Origin of the sequence: Paenibacillus sp. RS8 (assembly GCF_041956825.1) — a bacterium.
In the GTDB taxonomy this organism is placed as follows: Bacteria; Bacillota; Bacilli; order Paenibacillales; family Paenibacillaceae; genus Paenibacillus_AQ.
The window spans coordinates 1,996,025-2,015,920 of sequence record NZ_CP168131.1; the positions used below are offsets into that span (position 1 = coordinate 1,996,025).

Annotated in this window: 19 protein-coding genes; 9 read left to right on the top strand and 10 right to left on the bottom strand. The window is 42.3% G+C overall.

Annotated features, from left to right (window positions below; translation table 11 throughout):
* Positions 1-39: 39 nt before the first annotated feature.
* Positions 40-936 carry a LysR family transcriptional regulator gene (locus ACDZ28_RS10205; RefSeq protein ID WP_042123611.1) on the bottom strand — a complete coding sequence of 299 codons (897 nt, stop codon included), beginning with the start codon at positions 934-936 and terminating at the stop codon, positions 40-42.
* Positions 937-1,269: 333 nt separating this feature from the next.
* Between ACDZ28_RS10205 and ACDZ28_RS10210 the strand changes: the two genes are divergently transcribed.
* Complete coding sequence (locus ACDZ28_RS10210) at positions 1,270-1,941, top strand: O-methyltransferase (RefSeq protein WP_375104584.1); 672 nt, start codon at positions 1,270-1,272, stop codon at positions 1,939-1,941.
* Between the two features lie 69 nt (positions 1,942-2,010).
* On the top strand, positions 2,011-2,562 hold the full coding sequence (locus tag ACDZ28_RS10215) for a GNAT family N-acetyltransferase (protein ID WP_042123615.1): 552 nt from the start codon (positions 2,011-2,013) through the stop codon (positions 2,560-2,562).
* A gap of 57 nt (positions 2,563-2,619) precedes the next feature.
* Here the strand turns inward: ACDZ28_RS10215 and ACDZ28_RS10220 are convergent, their stop codons facing one another.
* From ACDZ28_RS10220 to ACDZ28_RS10240, 5 genes are all read right to left on the bottom strand, one after another.
* On the bottom strand, positions 2,620-4,566 hold the full coding sequence (locus ACDZ28_RS10220) for an FtsX-like permease family protein (RefSeq protein WP_375104585.1): 1,947 nt from the start codon (positions 4,564-4,566) through the stop codon (positions 2,620-2,622).
* Entirely contained in the window at positions 4,556-5,317 is a 762-nt protein-coding gene (locus tag ACDZ28_RS10225) for an ABC transporter ATP-binding protein (protein WP_042123619.1), read from the bottom strand. Before ACDZ28_RS10225 ends, ACDZ28_RS10220 begins: the two co-directional genes overlap by 11 nt.
* A 100-nt stretch (positions 5,318-5,417) precedes the next feature.
* On the bottom strand, positions 5,418-6,422 hold the full coding sequence (locus ACDZ28_RS10230) for a sensor histidine kinase (protein ID WP_042123621.1): 1,005 nt from the start codon (positions 6,420-6,422) through the stop codon (positions 5,418-5,420).
* A complete protein-coding gene (locus tag ACDZ28_RS10235; protein ID WP_042123624.1) occupies positions 6,419-7,108 on the bottom strand; it encodes a response regulator transcription factor in 690 nt (229 codons plus the stop codon). Before ACDZ28_RS10235 ends, ACDZ28_RS10230 begins: the two co-directional genes overlap by 4 nt.
* A 31-nt stretch (positions 7,109-7,139) precedes the next feature.
* Positions 7,140-8,030, bottom strand: coding sequence for a TetR/AcrR family transcriptional regulator (locus tag ACDZ28_RS10240; RefSeq protein WP_375104586.1), 891 nt, complete (start codon positions 8,028-8,030; stop codon positions 7,140-7,142).
* Positions 8,031-8,222: 192 nt separating this feature from the next.
* Between ACDZ28_RS10240 and ACDZ28_RS10245 the strand changes: the two genes are divergently transcribed.
* Complete coding sequence (locus ACDZ28_RS10245) at positions 8,223-9,746, top strand: DHA2 family efflux MFS transporter permease subunit (protein ID WP_375104587.1); 1,524 nt, start codon at positions 8,223-8,225, stop codon at positions 9,744-9,746.
* Between the two features lie 68 nt (positions 9,747-9,814).
* Here ACDZ28_RS10245 and ACDZ28_RS10250 read toward each other — a convergent pair whose 3' ends face one another.
* Positions 9,815-10,858, bottom strand: a complete 1,044-nt coding sequence (locus ACDZ28_RS10250) for a YncE family protein (protein WP_052414431.1) — start codon at positions 10,856-10,858, stop codon at positions 9,815-9,817.
* A gap of 151 nt (positions 10,859-11,009) precedes the next feature.
* On the opposite strand from ACDZ28_RS10250, the gene ACDZ28_RS10255 reads away from it, so the two are divergent.
* From ACDZ28_RS10255 to ACDZ28_RS10280, 6 genes are all read left to right on the top strand, one after another.
* Positions 11,010-11,759 carry a WecB/TagA/CpsF family glycosyltransferase gene (locus ACDZ28_RS10255; protein ID WP_375104588.1) on the top strand — a complete coding sequence of 250 codons (750 nt, stop codon included), beginning with the start codon at positions 11,010-11,012 and terminating at the stop codon, positions 11,757-11,759.
* Between the two features lie 238 nt (positions 11,760-11,997).
* Complete coding sequence (locus tag ACDZ28_RS10260) at positions 11,998-12,678, top strand: transcriptional regulator (RefSeq protein WP_076116579.1); 681 nt, start codon at positions 11,998-12,000, stop codon at positions 12,676-12,678.
* Between the two features lie 36 nt (positions 12,679-12,714).
* Entirely contained in the window at positions 12,715-13,890 is a 1,176-nt protein-coding gene (locus tag ACDZ28_RS10265) for a MalY/PatB family protein (protein ID WP_375104589.1), read from the top strand.
* 78 nt (positions 13,891-13,968) lie between these two features.
* Positions 13,969-15,456 (top strand): Na+/H+ antiporter NhaC, encoded by a 1,488-nt coding sequence (nhaC, locus tag ACDZ28_RS10270; RefSeq protein WP_042123633.1) that lies wholly within the window; start codon positions 13,969-13,971, stop codon positions 15,454-15,456.
* A gap of 14 nt (positions 15,457-15,470) precedes the next feature.
* Positions 15,471-15,860: a RidA family protein gene (locus ACDZ28_RS10275; RefSeq protein WP_375104590.1), complete on the top strand. Its 390-nt coding sequence runs from the start codon at positions 15,471-15,473 to the stop codon at positions 15,858-15,860.
* 330 nt (positions 15,861-16,190) lie between these two features.
* On the top strand, positions 16,191-17,741 hold the full coding sequence (locus ACDZ28_RS10280) for a flavocytochrome c (RefSeq protein ID WP_375104591.1): 1,551 nt from the start codon (positions 16,191-16,193) through the stop codon (positions 17,739-17,741).
* Positions 17,742-17,842: 101 nt separating this feature from the next.
* Here the strand turns inward: ACDZ28_RS10280 and ACDZ28_RS10285 are convergent, their stop codons facing one another.
* From ACDZ28_RS10285 to ACDZ28_RS10295, 3 genes are read right to left on the bottom strand one after another with little or no spacing between them, the layout of a single operon-like run.
* On the bottom strand, positions 17,843-18,697 hold the full coding sequence (locus ACDZ28_RS10285; protein ID WP_081953973.1) for an ABC transporter ATP-binding protein: 855 nt from the start codon (positions 18,695-18,697) through the stop codon (positions 17,843-17,845).
* A 16-nt stretch (positions 18,698-18,713) separates the two neighbouring features.
* Complete coding sequence (locus ACDZ28_RS10290) at positions 18,714-19,475, bottom strand: ABC transporter permease (protein WP_042123637.1); 762 nt, start codon at positions 19,473-19,475, stop codon at positions 18,714-18,716.
* On the bottom strand, positions 19,472-19,765 hold the full coding sequence (locus ACDZ28_RS10295; protein WP_036682688.1) for an MTH1187 family thiamine-binding protein: 294 nt from the start codon (positions 19,763-19,765) through the stop codon (positions 19,472-19,474). Before ACDZ28_RS10295 ends, ACDZ28_RS10290 begins: the two co-directional genes overlap by 4 nt.
* Between the last annotated feature and the right edge of the window lie 131 nt (positions 19,766-19,896).

Consider the following 19,896-nt stretch of genomic DNA (forward strand, 5'->3'; position numbering starts at 1 on the left):
ATATATTCAGCCTAGAGAGCAGTTTTTTTAAAAAAACTGCTACATCGTATAAGGATTTTGGCGGATCATCTGAATAAGATTGTCCGCAGAAGCGGATAAGGGTTCATTTTTCCGCGTACAGATCGCAATACTATTCTTCAGATGTATTCCTTCGACATAAACTCGGCATAATTCTCCACGTTCTACATATTCGCGTACAACGAGCGAAGAGACGAAGTTGGCGCCATATCCGGCAATAACCGCTTTGATCGCTTCATGAAGTCCATTAAATTGTAAAGAGATTGTGGGCGCGGGCGTATTGTATGTACGGCATAAGGATAAGAGTCGCTCTCGTGTCGAACTCCCTTCCTCACGCATGACAAAAGACTCCTTCATCATTTCGGATAAAGAAATTTGCTGATTCGCATAAGGGTGATCTGGCGCAACTACAAACCATAGCTCATCCTGAAATAACTCCTCAGTCTGGATCGTATCTGGATAGGCCTCAGCAATTCCCCCGTAAATCGCCATATCCACGTCTACATTTAACAACTGCTTCAGAGCATCGCTTGAATTGGTGGTAGTAATCACCATTTCCACTTGCTCATATTGTTGTTTGAACTTTGCAATCCAGGTAGGGATAAGGAAGTGAGCGGGCAAATACGTCGCGGCTAGACGAATACTTCCATTCGTGCCGTTTACGTAATCTTGAGCAAATTGTTCGATCTGCTGTTCAACGGCGAACAGTCTTTTCGCGAGTAGGGCAAGCTCTTCACCCGCATCTGTTAAAGCAATTCCTCTGCCTTGAGGCTTAAATAGGGCGAAGGATAGTTCCTTTTCGAATTTTTTGATCTGAGCCGTAATCGCAGGCTGACTGATATTTAAAGTTTCTGAGGCGCGTGTCACACTGCCCATTGATGCGATCACATGGAATAAGCGCAAAGCGTGTAGATTCATGGTTAAGCCTCCATCATTCAATTCATATATATAAAATATGATTTAGGTTTAAAGATATATTATATTTATGATTATAACTGATTTACAATACAGGTATAAAGTTGAAGTTGAAGTTGAATGTGAATTATTAGTTAGGGAAAGGAGTAACGAAGAGGGGGTTTGGAACTGTAGGAGCGTAGCGTTCGCCTTTGTCTCCGGATTTCAACCTCTAGTATTGGTTATATAAAGGAAATCTGGAGACAACAGCGACCGGAAGTCCAAACACTCCTCGTAGTTACGATCGAACCCTAATTGTGGAAATGAAAATTTTAATTCAAAGGAGAAGTGATAAATATGAATCAAACGACTACATGGGATAAAGTTGATCAATATATTACAGAGCGTCTAATTCCACAGGACTCCGTGCTGGAGGAAGTATTGTTCGCCAATCAGCAGGCAGGCCTACCACCTTTTGATGTTTCACCTAGTCAGGGCAAATTTCTTAACCTATTGGTTCAAATGAAAGGTGCGCGCCGGATTCTAGAGATTGGCACCTTAGGTGGGTATAGCACGATTTGGATGGCAAGAGCCCTCCCGTCTGACGGACATATCGTTACTTTGGAGCTAGATCCATCGCATGCTCAGGTGGCTGGGACCAATTTCGAGCTTGCTCAAGTAGATGAACTGATAGAACTTCGTATAGGTGATGCTTTGGGGCAATTGTCTCAGATGAAACAAGAGGGTGTGGAACCCTTTGACTTTATATTCATTGATGCAGATAAGCCGAATAATCCTAACTATTTACAATGGGCGCTTCACTTCTCCCACCCTGGAACGGTGATTATAGGGGATAATGTAATACGTGAAGGCGAGGTCATTAACAAGAATAGCAAAGATCCTCGTGTAGTAGGTGTACGGCAATTTTATGATCTGTTAGCAGAAGAACCTAGGATATCGGCTACTGCCATTCAGACGGTGGGAAGTAAAGGGTATGATGGATTCGTATTAGGGATTGTAAATAGCTGAGTTATGCATTGCAAAATCCAGTAATTGTAATATAATCTATTGAAAATCCAATAGTGAGAGGTACCTTCTATGCAACCTACATTTGAAACACAAAGGTTAATGCTAAGACCGTTTCAATCCACAGATGCAAGTGACGTTCAAGAGCTTGCTGGGAATATGGAAGTAGCTAGAACAACATTGTCCATTCCCCATCCATATCCAGATGGAGCGGCTGAATCTTGGATTAGTGCCTGTAAGAAGAGAGCAGACGAGGGGGATGGATTTCCTTTTGCTTTAATTGGTAAAGAGAGCAACACCCTAATAGGTTGTATGAGTCTAAATATAGACAAATCGCATAAAAGAGGTGAGCTTGCTTATTGGGTAGGAGAACCTTTTTGGGGAAATGGTTATGCGACTGAAGCAGCTAAGAAACTGATTGATTTCGGATTTGAAGACCTGCTATTAAATAAAATATGGGCAGCGGCAATGACTAGAAATCCTGCGTCCTCCAATGTTATGAAAAAATCTGGAATGAGATTTGAAGGGGAATTTAAACGGCATATTTTAAAATGGGATAAATTCGAGGATCTAGTCTTCTACGGGTTAACTAGAATGGAATATGAAGATAGGAAATCATCTTAAAATAAAACAAAAAGGGTGCTCCTAAGCCATAATGGCTTTTGGAATACCCTCTTTGTTTTAAAGCGACTCTTTAATCACTTTTTTATAATAGAACACGGATAGCACTGCAAAAATCGAATATAAGGCGGTGTATAGCAGCATCACCAGAATCATCGGCGTCATAAGCTCTGTACCGAAGAAGAACCATCCTGATTTTACGGCGAAGTAGCTGTGAAGCAATCCAATAACTAATGGAATCCCAAAATTAAATAATTGTTTCGCCTGAATGCCTTTAAGCAGATCACCCTGCGTAAAACCAAGCTTTCTCAGGATCGTGTAATTGGACTTTTCATTCTCACTTTCATCCATTTGTTTAAAGTAAAGTATACATCCGGAGGTAATCAGGAAGGTTAGCCCCAGAAAGGCAACGATAAACATGATAAGTCCCATATTTTGCTTTTGATTGTTTTTCGTCTCCAGTTGAGAGTCGTATTTGCTGTCTTTTTTAAATTTCATGTTCTGAAAAAGCTCATTAGCATGTTCAACGCTTGACCGGTCCTTCATATCGATGCTGATATTAAGAGAGGACTTTTTTTGAAGGGCTGGATCTAGATCCTTCTTTAAGCGTTCAAAGGTCGTGTCGTCTACAATAGCAAGGGGTAAGCCGCCACCCGTGAAATAGAATAAAACGGGGGCTTCGATATCAATTCTTTTATAAAACTGCGGAATGACTTCATGTTGTCCCTTGAGTTCAATATCACCTTTGTCTTTCATACTAATTAGATTCTCCATTGCACTACTTGTCTTCGTAAAATAGGCCTCATCCGGGGATAGATCAATGCCCTCAAGAGAATTTTCACTAATGACAGGGAGAGTCATATTCTTCGACATCATACCGATTGCCTGGGGATTGTTACCTAGTAGTTTCTCCACATTTACATCTACCTGAATGACTTCGGTTATTTTTTCTGTAAACATCAAATTTTCAGCCGTTAATGCCTCTTTAAATTGTTCAGCCTCCTGGATATCCGTAAGAATAAAATCTGACGGAACATAGAGCTTCGCACTTTTCTCAGCAGAGTAGAACGAAATGTAGCTCAAGGATAATAAACCTAGCGCCAGTGCTGATACCGTTGTAATGACGGTCAGTAATACGGCATTTGATTTCATTCGGAACATAATGGAGGAGAGTGACAACACCTCTTTAATATTCAGATACCCGTTTTTCTTTTTGCGAATGAGATGAAAGATAAAGCTTACAGAGCCTTTATAAAAAAGATAAGTCCCAATGATAACTGAAGCCAGAATAGTGATCATGGCTATAGATAGCTCAGTCATTGATGTTAAGTCTCCGCTAAACAATCGAGATGAAATCGAATAGCCAAGCAGAATCAATCCAATCCCAGCGATCCCTATAATCATTTCAAAGATAGACAGCTTTTTCACATTGCCTTCTGTGGTTGAGGTCACCCGGAATAAGGATAAAATGCTCTGTCTTTTAATAAAGCTATAATTCATCAGCATGATTAAGAGATAGATTACAAAGAATACAATCAGCGTTTGAATCAGGGCTGGAGCAGAAAAACGAAGGGAGGCTATCGCATCGACCCCTATCGTTTTAAAAAGAATCATGAGAATTAACTTTGAAACAGAAAAGCCTACGGCGATCCCTAGAACTAAAGATCCGAAATATAGAATGAAGTTCTCTGCCGAAAGAATTCGAAATATTTTACCCTTGGTCATCCCGATTAATTGGAACAGGCCAATTTCTTTCCCCCGGCGTTTGATGAAGATGGTGTTAGCATATAACAGGAAAATGGATACAATTGCGACCAGTAAGACCGAGGCAGCCTTAATTGCTGCGCCACCCTTGACCGAGCCTTCTACCGCATCCATTGAAGGATCGTATTGCAACGTAACAAAGGCGAAATATAAGGCCACGCTAAAAACGAGAGCAAACACATACAGGTAGTAATTTCTGATGTTTTTTCGCAGATTTCGAAGCATCAGTACATTAATGCTCATTCTGCACACCGCCTAATACACCTTGTGTTTTTATGATATCGTTGAAGAACACTTGTCTTGATTGTTCCCCTTTATTCAACTGCGTATAGATCGTACCGTCCTTTATAAAAATAACTCTGCTGCAATAACTCGCTGCCACCGGATCATGTGTAACCATAACGATTGTTGCTTTCCGTCTTTGATTGAGTTCACTCAGCTTGTTTAACAAATCAGAAGCAGATTTAGAATCCAAAGCTCCCGTAGGCTCGTCAGCAAAAATAATGCTTGGATCATGAATGAAGGCCCGAGCTGCAGAGGTACGTTGTTTTTGACCCCCGGAAATTTCATTCGGGTACTTATTCTTTAACTCTAAAATCCCCAGTTCCCGCGCGACGTTTTCAAATTTCTCATTGGCGATTTTCTTGGGTGTTTTGGTAATGGATAGCGGTAAGAGGATGTTCTCCTTCACCGTCAGCGTGTCCAAGAGATTGTACTCTTGAAAAATAAAGCCTAAATGATTCTTCCGAAATTCAGCTAATTGCTTTTCTTTCATATTAGAAATTTCATTACCCTCGATGGTAATCGATCCGTTGCTGATCTGGTCAATTGACGAAAGAACGTTAAGCAGTGTGGTCTTTCCTGAACCGGAAGAGCCCATAATACCGACAAACTCGCCTTCCTCTATTGAAATATCTAAGCCGCTCAGCACGGATTGTTTGTTTAATTTGTTACCGTAGCTTTTATGAATTTTAGTGGCTTCTAGAATTGCCATAATGATTCACTCCCCTTTTCTATAAGCTTTATTATAAAAGGCTTTACCGTTCTTATCCTTCGATTGCCCGAACAAAATAAAAAAGCATGTGACATTGTTGTCACACGCTTGAGAGCTTCACGAATTCATTTTTGAGCGGGAAGGTTAAAGTGAATGTCGTTCCTAATCCGAGCCTCGACTCAACTCCGATAACGATCAACAAGGATTGGGCTGCTTTTTTAGCTAAATATAATCCCATGCCTGTGGCGGCATTGTCACGATGTACCGTTGTGGAAGTAAATCCTCTATCAAATATGCGAGGCAGATCTTTGGGATCTATTCCGCGCCCACCATCCTTCACCTCAAGAACGATATGCTCATCTTGCTGATAGCTGTTCACTGTAATATCTGATGCTTCGCTATATTTTACAGCGTTGGTTAGGAGTTGTCGGAGGATAAAAGCTAGCCATTTGGCATCACTAAGCACTTCAGCTACCTCCAAGTTCAGTTCAAAGCCAATGCCCTTCTGAATACACCAGGATTGCAGCGTCTTGATCTCCCCGAAAATTAGCGTTTCTAAATCGATATGTTCTATATATAAATCATTCTCGATAAAAGGAATTCGCCTTTGATGAAGCTGTTGGTCCAGCAGAAGGTGAATACGCAGCCATTCATAGGTCAGATTTTTCTTCATTCCTTCATCTTCCATACGCTCAATCATTAGATGCATCGCTGTCAGAGGGGTTTTCACCTCGTGAATCCAAGACAACAGTTCATCCTTTTCCTGCTCTAACGTTATCTGATTATTCGAAGCTGCTTGTTTTAAACATTTAGCTTGATTGGTGATGCTCTCTTCAATAATTTTCTCAAACGGGCTTTCGGGGGTAGCGATACTTGTTACATCCAGATCATCATCCCGCTCAGCTAAGCTTTTATAAAACCTGGTTTCTCTGGGATAGCGAAGGATTAAGAACATCAGGAAAAAAAACATCGATAAAGAGATCACATAGAGAACCGAAGAGAGTGGGATGGATGGATCCATATAGGTAACAAAGAGTATAAATAGATTGGTAAAGAGAACTAGTATAATCCAGCTGATTCTTTCCAAGAGATACTTTTTAATCATAGTGCTTCCTCTTCGATGGCCATATACCCTTGTCCCACCTTCGTCTCAATGAAAACACCTAATCCAAGCTCATCCAGCTTCTTTCGAAGCCGATTTACGTTGACGGTAAGGGTGTTGTCACTAATAAAACGTTTATCATCCCAAAGGCTATTGATTAATTCCTCGCGGGTGACGATTTTATTCTTTTTCTCAATAAGCAATTTTAATATAAAAATCTCATTTTTCGTAAGCTCAATCGATCCCAGGTTATGGGTCAATAGATTTCTCTCATAATCCACGGTTGCTCCACACCATGTCTTGAGTTCGATGTTATCTGTGTTGTAATTGTAGACACGCCGAAGAATCGCTTGTACTTTGGCAATGAGTACATCGAAATGGAAGGGCTTTTGTATATAGTCATCGGCTCCAAGCTGCATCGACATCACCATATCCGTAGGATGATCACGGGAAGATAAGAAGATAATCGGAAGGTTGGAGTGGGAGCGAATCATTCGGCACCAATGAAATCCATCGAATTTAGGTAATTGGATGTCGATGATAACTAAATCAGGTTTGATCTCTATAAATTCCTGCGTGACATTGCTGAAATCTTGAATGCCGTACACATCATAAGACCACTGCGTAAGTCGCTCTTTAATCTCATTAAACAGTGTCGTGTCGTCTTCGATTAATAATAGCTTGAACAAATGCTTCACCACACTTTTTGTTAGTTAGTGTTTACAGCATTTTAGATAATACATCCTGATAATGCTTAAACTCTTTGGTTTCATTTAGATTAGGGCATGTCCTTAAGGATAGCAGAGCGCTTTCGATTAAGAACTGTCTTGGTTCCTTATTGTTCATGATTTCTTCCTGGATAAAGTATAACAGCTTTAGATAATTAGTGAGGTTCGCATCACCGGGCGCAAAGGATCTCTCTATAATTTTCTTCAAGCTTATGGTGGCAAAGGATAAATCATTATTGAAAAAGTCAGAGTATTCCGAAGCGGGCAATAACTTGTCCACGTGATCCGGGGAGATGAGCTGAATGCCTCTTTGACTTACTTCTTCAACAATAGTTTGGATAAGAGTAGTGCAATAATTAATGATTTGCTCAGAAGTGATGACTTCATTCATAGCACTGTTGATTTGCAGCATATTTTGCAGAATCCCGTTAAAAATGATGGCTCCATCCAGTAAATAGGGTTTCTTATCTTCAGGGAAGATATGAAGGAAACGTTCATATACCCAGGTTAGCAGGCTGAACTTCGTTTTTTTGATAAACGTTATTAAGTCTGGATCATTGGAGACCAGAGCATCCTCAACAAGCTGTAACAACTTATTTTTTTTATTAATTTTCATGACCAACTGAATCTGCTCGGCAAATATCTTAATGTCAGAGGGATCTTGACCAATGAGCAGTGAATTTCGCCCTTCTTCCAGCTGAATGTGAATAGAAGTGAATACAGCCTTAAAAAGATCCCCCTTGGAAGGAAAATAGTTATAAAAAGATCCTTTGGAGATCCGACTATGATTCAAAATATCCTGAATGGATGTGGCGTGGTAGCCTTTTTCAATAAATAGTTCATGTGCTTTATGAATCACTTGCTCTTTGCGTTTATTTATCATCTGAGGTGCCCCTTTAAGCTGGACTCTTTGTTTCAATATAGACTAGCTTATATTTCCACTTAATACAATTTCAATTTTAAATGAATTTTGTCTTGCCAAGCAGGAAATAAGAGAGTATTATATTGTACACTGGTTTGTAACTAGAGTTCAAATTTGAACCGTTAGTATGATTATAGAATGGAGGATTCCAAAATGAAAGCAAAAGAAAGTAAAGCGTCTTACGGGATTTTGGCAATCCTCATGATTGGTGCTTTTGTTGCTTTACTGAGTAATACTCTACTCAATATAGCTTTACCATCGATTATGAAGGATTTTGATGTCAGTGCCTCAACGGTACAGTGGCTATCAACAGGTTATATGCTAGTGAACGGGATCATGATTCCTTCAACAGCCTTTTTGATTCAAAAGTATACTGCGAGACGGTTATTCTTAATCGCCATTGGATTATTTGCGATAGGAACCTTTATCGGAGGCTTTGCTTCAAGTTTCCCTGTGTTGTTGATCGCCAGAATGGTTCAGGCTTCAGGGGCAGCGATCATGATGCCATTATTAATGAACGTATTGTTCACAACCTTTCCTCCTGAGAAACGTGGTTCAGCTATGGGGATGTTCGGGTTGGTTATGATTTTTGCACCAGCGATCGGACCTACATTATCCGGCTGGATTATTCAGCACTATGAATGGCCTGTTCTATTCTTTATGATTGCTCCAATCGCCGTATTGGTGTTTATTCTGGCCTTTTTTAAATTGCATGATCCTAAAAAAGATGTGGCGATTAAGATCGATTTCTTATCCGTAGTTCTATCAGCGATTGGGTTCGGGGGTCTTCTATACGGCTTCAGTTCCGCTGGGAACAAAGGATGGGATGATCCAATGGTCTACTCTGCACTTATTATCGGAGCGATTGGATTAGTGATCTTCATTATGCGCCAAATGAAGATGAAGGAGCCTATGCTTAACTTCAGAGTGTACAAATATCCGATGTTCGCTTTATCTTCAGCGATTTCGATTACACTGAATATGGCAATGTTCTCTGCGATGATGCTAATGCCGATCTACCTGCAAAATATTAGAGGAATTTCACCGCTGGATTCGGGACTTCTAATGTTGCCTGGTGCGCTAATTATGGGTGTAATGTCACCAATTACAGGTAAATTGTTCGATAAATTCGGCGGTAAGGTGTTAGCGCTAATCGGCTTAGCGATTGTAGTGATCAGTACGTATTTCTTTAGTGATTTGACTGAAACGACTAAGTATTCGACACTCATGATTCTGTATTCTGTGAGAATGTTCGGGATCTCTATGGTGATGATGCCAGTTATGACCAATGGTCTGAACTCGATCCCAGCCAAATATACTCCGCATGGTACTGCCATGAACAGTACGATTCAGCAAGTATCAGGGGCGATTGGCGGAGCACTGCTCGTAACCATTATGTCTAACAGTACCACTTCACATGTGAAGGATATGGTCGCTGATGCTGTAAGTAAATTAACGACTAAACCTTCGGCAGACCAATTGTTTGGTATACAAAATCAAGTCATTGCGAAAGCCACTATTGAAGGAATTAACGATGCATTCTTAGTATCTGTAGGCGTAGCGATTATTGCATTTATTCTAGCCTTCTTTATTAAAAGAGGCGTACAGCCAAAGGAAACGGCAGAAGAGAAAGTGACTGCAAAGAAAGTAGCTGCTAAGCAGGTTACAACGCATTAGTCTATATTCAAAAAGGCGCTCACCTTATAGGTGATGCGCCTTTTTTTGCTAATGTTAATTTATGAAGATTACTTAAAACGATGTGTTAATCTCGGACCATCCTGAATAACTGTGATAGATTTGTCGTTCGCGACATATAACCTGTTCGATAGTGGATTAAGTGCAATATTTACGCCTGTTACGGAGGGGAATACCGCAATTCTTTTAAACGTACTGGCGTTATATACGGACATTCTGTTCTTATTGAAATTACTGACAAATAAATGATTTGTAATCGGGTTGATGAATGTGCTGGAGGAGGAAGATAACACTCTAGTTGCGATCACCTTATTGGTATTTCCATTAAGCACAAAAAGCTTCCCTTGTTTAACCTGTTGAGCGCTGGAGACGTAAACACGGTTCGTAAGCGGATTAAGGATGACCTCGCTTTGTAGCCGTCCAAGCTGTACATTCTTGAGGAGCTTGTTGGTGCGGCCATTGATCACGGAAAGAAAGCGGCTTAAGTTGTTCGCTACATAAATACGGTTTGTTACCGGATTTAGCGCTGGTGTGATCACTGGATTGTTGCCGACTTTTATAGTTGCGATCACAGTTTGAGTACAGCCGTTGATGACAGATACGGAGTTGTTTATCGTATTTGTTACATAAATGCGATTGGTACGTTTATTAATGACGATCGCGGAAGGGCGACCGCCGATCTGGATAGTAGTCCGAATGCTGTTCGATCTGCCATCGATGACGGTTACGATGCCAGAGGCACTCGACACATAAATCAGGTTCGTTCGAACATTAACGTTAACACTATCAGGGTTGCTGCCTACTTGGAGGGTCTTAATTACACGGTTTGTCCGTCCGTTAATTACAGATATTGTCCCATCGCGGAAGTTGGTGACATACACACGGTTTGTTCTTGGGTTTATTGCAAGCTTAAGTGGAAATCTACCTACCGGGATGGTTGCAATGATCCGATTGGTTAGGGTGCTCAAAACACCGACAGTTCCGGCTGTAGTATTAGGATTTACGAAGTATACCCGATTGGTTATGGGATTTACCTCAATATCTCCGACGGGTACGGATGTGGGAACTGTGGTTATGATGGTGGGTAACGCCATGATATAACCCCCTCTTCAAATGACTAGATGCTTCATTATATTTGGGCAAGGGCAAAAGGGTACTACATATATCGTTGCAAGATGACACTGACTATCCTTATAGAATAAGGTAAGGTATACTGGAATGAACTTTTCAGTAAGAGGTGATTAAATGGCTGGGACAGTCTCCATATTAGGCGTTCCATTTTCAAAGCTAACACTTGATGAGACAACGCTTCATCTAACAGAACATATTCAATCCGGAGAACCGAAGCTATTTCATTTGATTACGGCGAACCCGGAAATTACGATAACAAGCCAATCGGACGAGCTGCTTCGAACCATACTCCATGAGGCAGATTTGATTACTCCTGATGGGATTGGCATTGTGCTGGCATCGAGAAGAAAAGGTGACCCTATAGCTGAACGAGTTACGGGGTATGAACTACTTCTTGAGCTGCTCGCACAAGGGAATAAGCTGGGTTGGAGCTTTTATTTCTTAGGCACGGATGAGCATACCAGCTGTAAAGCGGTTGAAAAGATTACAGAGCTTTATCCGAATGTTAAAATTGCCGGAAGACATAATGGTTTTCTTGCTAAAGAAGAGGAACCGGCCATTGTGGCAGAGATTCAGCACGCACAGCCAGATTTGCTGATTGTCGCGATGGGGGCTCCATACTCTGACAAGTGGGTTTATAAGCATAAACAGGCGCTTTCTCAGGTTAAGGTTGTGTTTGGCGTGGGGGGAAGCTTGGATGTTATAGCGGGAAAAGTGACTCCAGCCCCTGCGATATGGAAGAAACTCAATTTGGAGTGGCTGCATCGACTCTTATTCGCACCTGTGGCCAAAGGACAAAAGTCGCGCTGGCGCAGGCAAGCAGTTCTTCCTAAATTCGTGTATCGAGCTATGATTAGGAAATAAGGTACAGCAGTAAATATAGTCTTTCACTATTTCTGCAATTTGTAGAAATAGTGAAAGACTTTTTTTTGTTATCGCTTTACAGGAAACATGCCCTAAGTATTTAAGAGAGAATATTGGCTGGAACAATTCCAATATATTACTGATTGCTTTTTTAAGAATGTTGTAATAAAATCTTATCAAGATAATAAATTATTATCAAAATAGAAAAGACGTAAAACGAAAGGAGTGAGATGCTCACATGTTAGAAGATCGCAGCTGCCTGGAGTCCTATTTTCCAATTGCTTCTTTTATTGCTTCAATTATAGGTTCAAAATGTGAGGTTGTTATTCATGATATAAGCAATCCAGAGCGTTCAATTATTTTTATTGAGAACGGATACATTAGTGGGCGTAAAGTAGGCGATAGTTCAACAGATCTCGTGCTTAAGCTGTTGAAAGATGAGTCCTACCGTGAGCAACCGTTTATTGCTAACTATAAAGCGCGTGGTTCGCAAGGTCAGGTATTTCGCTCCGCTACTTATTATATTAAAAACAGCAGCAGCGAATTGGTCGGTATGATGTGTATTAACATTGATGTCACGCATATGGAGGTTGCAGCTGAGTGGATACAAAACATTTTGCAAGGAGGATCAACACTTCCACCAGTACCGTTAATACCACAACAACAAGAGGTTGTAGAGAAGCAGACGGAAGAGTATTTACAAGGAAACGTAGATGACCTACTCCAGCACATGATTGATTCGGTGCTTGGTAAAATTAATGTCCCGGCAGAGCGATTGTCCTCGAAAGAGAAGATTGAACTTGTGAAAGTACTTAACGAGCAGGGCGTGTTTCTACTTAAAGGTGGAGTTTCTCAAGTCGCTAAGACCTTGATGATATCTGAGCCAACAGTTTATCGTTATTTGCAAAAAATTAAGTGAGAATAAACAGAACTCTCGAGAGAGGAAGTGGGCTAGATGACAATAGACTTTGATAAGGTTGTTAGCCGATATGGGACCAATTGCGCTAAGTGGGATGGTATGGCGCAAGTTTTGGGCAGAGAAATGATAGCGCTTTCCGTCGCGGATATGGATCTTCAAGCCCCTCCACAGGTGATAGAGCGAGTAACGGAGATGGCGAAGCATGGCATATATGGATATACCGATCCTTTTCCACCTTATTATGAGGCAGTTCAGGGATGGATTAAAAAAGCTTACGATTGGGAGGTTCCGCAAGAATGGATCGTGTTTTGCCCTCGTATTGTGCAAGCGGTTTCTCTGATCATTCAGAACTTCACTCAACCAGGTGATCAAGTGTTAATCCATACGCCAGCCTATCAGCCGGTTGCTAAATCGGTAGAACTAAATAACCGCGTATTAGTGGAAAGTCCACTTCGTGAAGTGAACGGGCGTTATGAGATAGATTTTGCTGATATGGAGTTGCGAATGCAAGAAGGGGTTAAAATTGTACTGCTCATCTCACCGCATAATCCGGTTGGACGAGTATGGACACGAGCCGAACTAGAACGAATCGTTAGCTTGTGTACAAAATATGATGCTTATATTGTATCGGATGATATTCATGCCGACTTTATCCATGCTGGCCATGAGCATACGATAATCGGGAAGATATCGACTGAGGCAGAGCAGCGATCCTTTACCTGTACTTCCCCAGGGAAGACCTTCAATCTTGCAAGCCTTGAAATTGCTAACATCGTGATTCCGAATGATCAGCTGCGTGAGAGATTTAGACATTGCTTACAGCAAGCAGGCTGTCATAACCCAACCTTTTTTGCAGTACCTGCATTAGAAGTGGCTTATACGGAATGCGATGAATGGCTGGAAGAATTACGAGGTTATATCACGGCCAATATCGATTGGGTGAAAGTTTATATAGCTGAATATATGCCTGAGCTTCGCGTGATCGAATCAGAAGGAACCTATCTATTATGGGTGGATTGTAGGGCAATTAGCACCAACGAAGCAGAGCTAAAGCAGTGGATTGAGTCCGATGCGAAGGTTAGTGTGAGCTTTGGAACAGGTTTTGGGGCATCAGGAGAAGGCTTTATTCGCTTAAATATTGCAACGCCACTGCCCATGTTACAAGAAGCTTTTCATCGGCTGTACCGGGCCTATCCATTAAAAAATTCATAATAAAAAAATCTTTATCAATGACCTTGAAAGACCTCGTTAGTAGCCTTTTTCAGATCCGTATCAAGGGGGATAATAATCATGTCCAAATCAGAAACACCAAGAGTCAAGAAACAGCCGACGATGTTCTTAGCGCTATTGCCGATTATTACGATGATTGTGCTACTTAGTTTAGGGTATGTGTTGTTTGAATTACCACCAGAACCACTTATTATTACCTCAGCGGTTGTTGCTGGTATTATCGCGATTATTCTTGGTTATAGCTATAACGACATACTAGAATCTATCGCTGGTAAGATCGCGAAAACGATGCCCGCCATTCTTATTCTGATCATGGTTGGTTTTATGATTGGGGCATGGATGGTTGGTGGAACGATTCCAATGATGATTTACTATGGATTGAAAATTATTAGTCCACAATTTCTGCTTATTACCGCATTTATTGCGACAGCTGCCGTTTCGCTTTGTACGGGCACATCTTGGGGGTCAGCGGGAACGATCGGGGTTGCTTTTATGGGCGTTGGCGCGGGTATGGATGCAAACCTAGCAGCAGTGGCTGGTGCAGTAGTTGCAGGTGCTTATTTTGGTGATAAATTGTCACCGCTTTCAGACACGACTAATATTGCGGCGTTAGCAACAGGTGTCAATCTATATGAGCATATTGGACATTTATTGTATACCACAATTCCTTCCTTTATTGTCGCAAGCGTTGTTTTTATTATTACAGGCCTAAACACAGATGCCGCAGGCGCTATTGTTCCGGAGAAGGTTGGAACAATCATGGGATCGTTGAATACAATTTATGACTTTAATCTGCTGCTTATAGTACCCGTATTAATCATCTTGTATGGTTCAATTACGAAGAAACCGACAATACCGGTCATGCTGATCTCTTCTATGTTCGCTATGGCTAACGCACTTGTATTCCAGGGGTTTACTTTGAATGATGTCGTATCTTCTGTTGTTAATGGATTTAATATTTCTATGGTTCAAGTTGCTGGGTTTGATTCTGCCAACGTTATTGAAGATGTACCCCGTCTTCTAAATCGTGGCGGAATGAACTCCATGATGGGGACACTTCTCATTTGCTTCTGTGCAATCACGTTCGCTGGAACCATATCTCTGACCAAGTCCTTGGAATTGATTGTTAATAAGCTTTTGAAGTTCGTCCATTCCACAGGTTCAATGATCGTAGCAACAATTGTTACAGGTCTTACGATGATCGGAGTTACAAGTAATGGTCAGGTGTCCATCTTAATGCCAGGTGAAATGCTACGTGAAGCATATATCCGTCGGGGCTTACATCCGAAGAACTTGGGACGTACCATCGAGGATTCAGCGGCGATTACCGAGCCTATTCTGCCTTGGACAGCTGCAGGTGCTTATATGGCGGGTACGCTGGGTGTTGCAACGCTAGATTATTTACCTTGGGCTGTTCTCTGTTGGACAGGAATAATCTTTGCGACGATATGGGGCTTCACGGGATTCGGTATCGCGAAGTTAACGCCAGAGCAACAGGCAGAAATGCTAAAGGAATATGACGGCAACACTAATGAACAAGCTGGATAAAGGAGTCTTTTAAAATGACAAATATGCATAAAGAAACTGTAATAACAACGGATGCACCAGGCGCAATTGGACCTTACTCTCAAGCTGTAAAGCTTGGGAACGTCCTATATACTTCAGGACAACTCGGACTAGACCCGGTTAATGGGACTTTTCCTGCTACGGTTGAGGAACAGACGGAACGGTCGTTGCTGAATGTCAAAGCCATACTGGAAGCGGCGGGTACAAGCATGGATCAGGTAATAAAGACGACCGTTTTCCTAAAGGATATGAATGATTTTCTTAAGGTGAATGAGATTTATGGAAGGTTTTTTGCTCAGCCATACCCTGCTCGCAGCGCTGTTGAAGTAGCACGTCTGCCTAAGGATGGGCTCGTAGAAATTGAAGTTATAGCTTATGTACCTTAAGTGATCCAGTAACGCTCAAACTACGGATTCCTTTAGAATTTCAGTTAGTTAAGCCTGCACACCCTGTATGGAAAAAGGATAAGGAAATAAGGCAGATGGCCACCCTGGAAAGGGTGGCTTTTTTGAAATATAAGAGTATATAGGCTGCACAGCTTTAATAACTGAGTAGGGAGCTGAGATGTATTTGAAATGGAGGAATTTTATGAAAAAATAATTGAAAATATACATGAAAATGTGACAGTAATCATAACTAATTACAGAAAACCTTCACAAAATAGTATCTTTGCTTTATTATAAATGTGAAAACATTCACAAAGGGGCGTTATAAAGGTGAAAAAGACAACAAGTGCTGCTCTTATTCTCATTCTTTCGGTTATGCTCGTGATCGCAGGCTGCGGTAACAGTAATAGCAACAGCGCAGGTAATAGTGCTGGCAACGAGAACAAGAGTAAGGTCAATGAGACGGCTAAAAATGATAAAACCGAAGCCGTATCTGGTGCATCAGAGGCTAGCTACACACCACTGGATCAATTAAAAGATAGCTATGATATCGTTATTGTCGGAGCCGGCGGTGCTGGAATGTCCGCTGCACTAGAAGCAAAGGCTAAAGGTTTGAACCCGGTTATTTTAGAAAAAATGCCAGTTGCTGGCGGGAATACAAGTAAATCCTCATCGGGGATGAATGCTTCTGAAACAAAATTCCAAAAAGATCAAGGTATTAAAGATAGCAATGATTTATTTTATGAAGAGACATTAAAAGGTGGTCACGACACCAACGATAAAGAGATGCTTCGTTTCTTCGTAGATAATTCCGCAAGTGCTATTGATTGGTTGGATTCGATCGGAATCAGACTGAACAATATCACGATCACAGGCGGCATGAACGAAAAACGTACTCACCGCCCAGAAGACGGCTCTGCGGTAGGCCAATACCTTGTCAAAGGATTGGTTAAGAATATACAAGAAAAAGAAATTCCATTGTTTGTGAACGCAGATGTGAAGGAAATCACCCAAAAAGATGGTAAGGTTGACGGAGTAAAGGTACTCTTTAACCAAGCCGATGAAAAAACCATTACAGCGAAGGCTGTTGTTGTCACTACCGGTGGTTTCGGTTCTAATATGGACATGATCTCTACAGTTAGACCTGATTTGGAAGGTTACGTTACTACTAACCAAATCGGCAGTACCGGTGACGGCATCAAAATGATCGAGGCACTTGGCGGAACCACCGTTGATATGGATCAAATCCAGGTTCACCCAACAGTTCAACAAGAAAAATCTTATCTGATCGGGGAAGCTGTACGCGGCGAAGGTTCTATCCTCGTAAATAGCGAAGGCACACGGTTCGTAAATGAATTGACTACACGTGATAAAGTTACCGAAGCGATCAATGCACTTCCTGAAAAAGCGGCAACGCTTGTCTTTGATTCCGGCGTCAAATCACGCGTGAAAGCAATTGAACAATATGACAAAATGGGCTTCGTGATCCAAGCGGATACCATCGAAGCATTGGCGAAAGAAATCGGTGTTCCAGCCGATAAGCTAAAAGAGACACTTGATACTTGGAACAGCGCAGTAAAGAACAAGAACGATGCTGAATTTGGCAGAACGACAGGAATGGACAACGACTTGTCCACCGCTCCATACTACGCTATTAAGATCGCACCTGGGATTCACTACACTATGGGCGGCGTGAAGATCAACACGAATACAGAAGTATTAAATAAAGAAGGCGCAGCTATTCCTGGCCTGTTTGCAGCAGGTGAAGTAACAGGCGGATTGCACGGTCAAAACCGGATCGGCGGTAACTCTGTAGCTGAGATCATTATCTTCGGCCGTCAAGCCGGAATTAAATCTGCTGAGTTCGTGCAAGCACAATAAGATTTAACTACTATTCTGGTTAAAACAAAAGAACCGCTTGGGCTAATTGAAGCCCGGGCGGTTCTTTGTTTAATCACTCATTCAAAGTGAGTGGAGCGTCGCTATTCAAAAAGCTGCTTCCCGCTTTTAGCCTGTTCTTCTCGCATCCATTGTGACAGTTGTCGTTTGAGTTTAAGGAATTCCGGGGAATCCGTAATCTCATCACGGCGTGGCCGTGGAAATGGCACGTCAACAGTATGTAGGATGGAGCCGGGGCGACCGGAGAATACATAAATACGATTCGAGAGCAGCAACGCTTCTTCGATGTTATGGGTGATGAATAGCACGGAGCGGCGATTCTCCTCCCACAGCTCCAGCAGCCAGCGCTGCATTTCACTGCGAGTTAGTGCATCCAATGCGCTGAAAGGTTCATCGAGCAGCATCAACTCCTGCGGAGCCAGCAGTGCTCTGAGAAAAGCAGCACGCTGCTGCATCCCACCAGACAGCATATGCGGATAAGCCTGTTCGAATCCATTCAAGCCAACCTTAGCGAGCCACTGGCGCGCTTCTTCACGAGCTCCATCCTGCAGAGCACCTTTGATTTCTCCGGCTAGCAGTACATTATCTTCAATCGTTCGCCAAGGAAAAAGAGCAGGCTGCTGCGGCATATAACTAATCTCACCGCGTTGACCTGTAACGACCTTGCCGTTCATGCGGATCGTTCCTGTATCAGGCTTCACTAGTCCGCCGATCATATGGAATAAGGTGCTTTTTCCGCAGCCGGAAGGACCGACGATCGAGACGAACTCTTGCTGCTCTACCTTAAGAGAGACGTTGTTGAGCACGTTCGTCTCGCGGCGACGATGGGTGAAGGACTTGGAGATGCCGCTTACTTCAAGAGCAGGTGGTGCAGTATGAGCTTCAGGAGAGCTTATGATTTCTGTTGTTCTTTGCTCTATTTGCGTCGCTTGAGACATACAGGCATCTTCCTTTCTATGAGTTACGGCGCGGTTTCCAGCGGACTAACCATTTTTCCAATAATGCGATAATCGCAAAAAGCACAAGACTAAGGAGCACAATAATCACAATAGCGACAAACATCCGATCCGTACGGTAAGCCGATTTTTGCAGAAGCATATAATAGCCGATCCCTTTATCCGCGCCAATCCATTCAGCGACCACGGCTCCCATAACCGCATAGGTAGCAGATATTTTCACACCGGAAAATAGTGCCGGGATAGAAGACGGAAGCTCCAGCTTGGTGAAGATTTGCCACTTGCTTGCGCCAGCCATTTTCATATAATTCATCATGACCTGATCACTTTGAGACAAGCCGCCCATTGCAGCGACAGCTACCGGGAAGAAGCATACCAGTGTAATCAGCACGATTTTGGGCAAAAGACCGAAGCCGAACCAGATGATTAGCAGCGGTCCGAGTGCGATAGAGGGAACATTTTGACTCAGAATAATGAGTGGATAAAAAGCCCGTTTGGCCCAAGGCAAAAGATGCAAAAGTAGAGCAACGATCAAGCCTACACCTGTACCAATGGGGAAACCGATTAATGTGAGCCGAAGCGTAGCCATCGTATGAGCCCAGAGACCTGAGGCATTACTGGTGGATTCGCGAGCAATGTCAGCAGGACTCGGCAGAATCCAGGATTCGATATGGAATAGAGAAACAGATAACTGCCATACGGTTAAAAAGAAGACGACCGCCACAAGGGGCGGCCATATTAGCTTCCAGGTCGATCTCACGGCCGATATTTCTCCGTCAATTTATCCATGCTGATTCCGTTAGGGTTATGGGCGATTTTGATTTGGGAGATCACGCTTGGACTGCCTGCTTCGATCAACGCCTCTTGCATTTGACGCACAACCTCCAGCAGCTCGCTAAGCTCACCTTCCATAGTAGTTTCCAGTGGATTCACCTGATGTTTAACACCGGACTTCTGAATAACTTCAATCGCTTTATCTACGTAGGGGATGGAGTCCTCATTGTTTGGAGTCTTAGGAATTACTTGAATGCTTAATAATGTATTAGCCACAATAATCAATCCTCTCAAATTGTATAGGTAAGTTCAAAAAGCCAACTTTGATAACGATGTAATTCAGGAAGCAGATTCGGCGTCGAATCTTGAACGAACTTGGGAAGTCCGGTACTCACGTAGCACATCAC

Bases quoted from the DNA above. Each gene is read 5' to 3' on its own strand.
- ACDZ28_RS10230 (WP_042123621.1), bottom strand. From the start codon at position 6,422: ATGATTAAAAAGTATCTCTTGGAAAGAATCAGCTGGATTATACTAGTT.
- ACDZ28_RS10220 (WP_375104585.1), bottom strand. From the start codon at position 4,566: ATGAGCATTAATGTACTGATGCTTCGAAATCTGCGAAAAAACATCAGA.
- ACDZ28_RS10210 (WP_375104584.1), top strand. From the start codon at position 1,270: ATGAATCAAACGACTACATGGGATAAAGTTGATCAATATATTACAGAG.
- ACDZ28_RS10240 (WP_375104586.1), bottom strand. From the start codon at position 8,030: ATGATAAATAAACGCAAAGAGCAAGTGATTCATAAAGCACATGAACTA.
- ACDZ28_RS10255 (WP_375104588.1), top strand. From the start codon at position 11,010: ATGGCTGGGACAGTCTCCATATTAGGCGTTCCATTTTCAAAGCTAACA.
- ACDZ28_RS10260 (WP_076116579.1), top strand. From the start codon at position 11,998: ATGTTAGAAGATCGCAGCTGCCTGGAGTCCTATTTTCCAATTGCTTCT.
- ACDZ28_RS10215 (WP_042123615.1), top strand. From the start codon at position 2,011: ATGCAACCTACATTTGAAACACAAAGGTTAATGCTAAGACCGTTTCAA.
- ACDZ28_RS10275 (WP_375104590.1), top strand. From the start codon at position 15,471: ATGACAAATATGCATAAAGAAACTGTAATAACAACGGATGCACCAGGC.
- ACDZ28_RS10285 (WP_081953973.1), bottom strand. From the start codon at position 18,697: ATGTCTCAAGCGACGCAAATAGAGCAAAGAACAACAGAAATCATAAGC.
- nhaC (WP_042123633.1), top strand. From the start codon at position 13,969: ATGTCCAAATCAGAAACACCAAGAGTCAAGAAACAGCCGACGATGTTC.
- ACDZ28_RS10245 (WP_375104587.1), top strand. From the start codon at position 8,223: ATGAAAGCAAAAGAAAGTAAAGCGTCTTACGGGATTTTGGCAATCCTC.
- ACDZ28_RS10250 (WP_052414431.1), bottom strand. From the start codon at position 10,858: ATGGCGTTACCCACCATCATAACCACAGTTCCCACATCCGTACCCGTC.
- ACDZ28_RS10265 (WP_375104589.1), top strand. From the start codon at position 12,715: ATGACAATAGACTTTGATAAGGTTGTTAGCCGATATGGGACCAATTGC.
- ACDZ28_RS10225 (WP_042123619.1), bottom strand. From the start codon at position 5,317: ATGGCAATTCTAGAAGCCACTAAAATTCATAAAAGCTACGGTAACAAA.
- ACDZ28_RS10205 (WP_042123611.1), bottom strand. From the start codon at position 936: ATGAATCTACACGCTTTGCGCTTATTCCATGTGATCGCATCAATGGGC.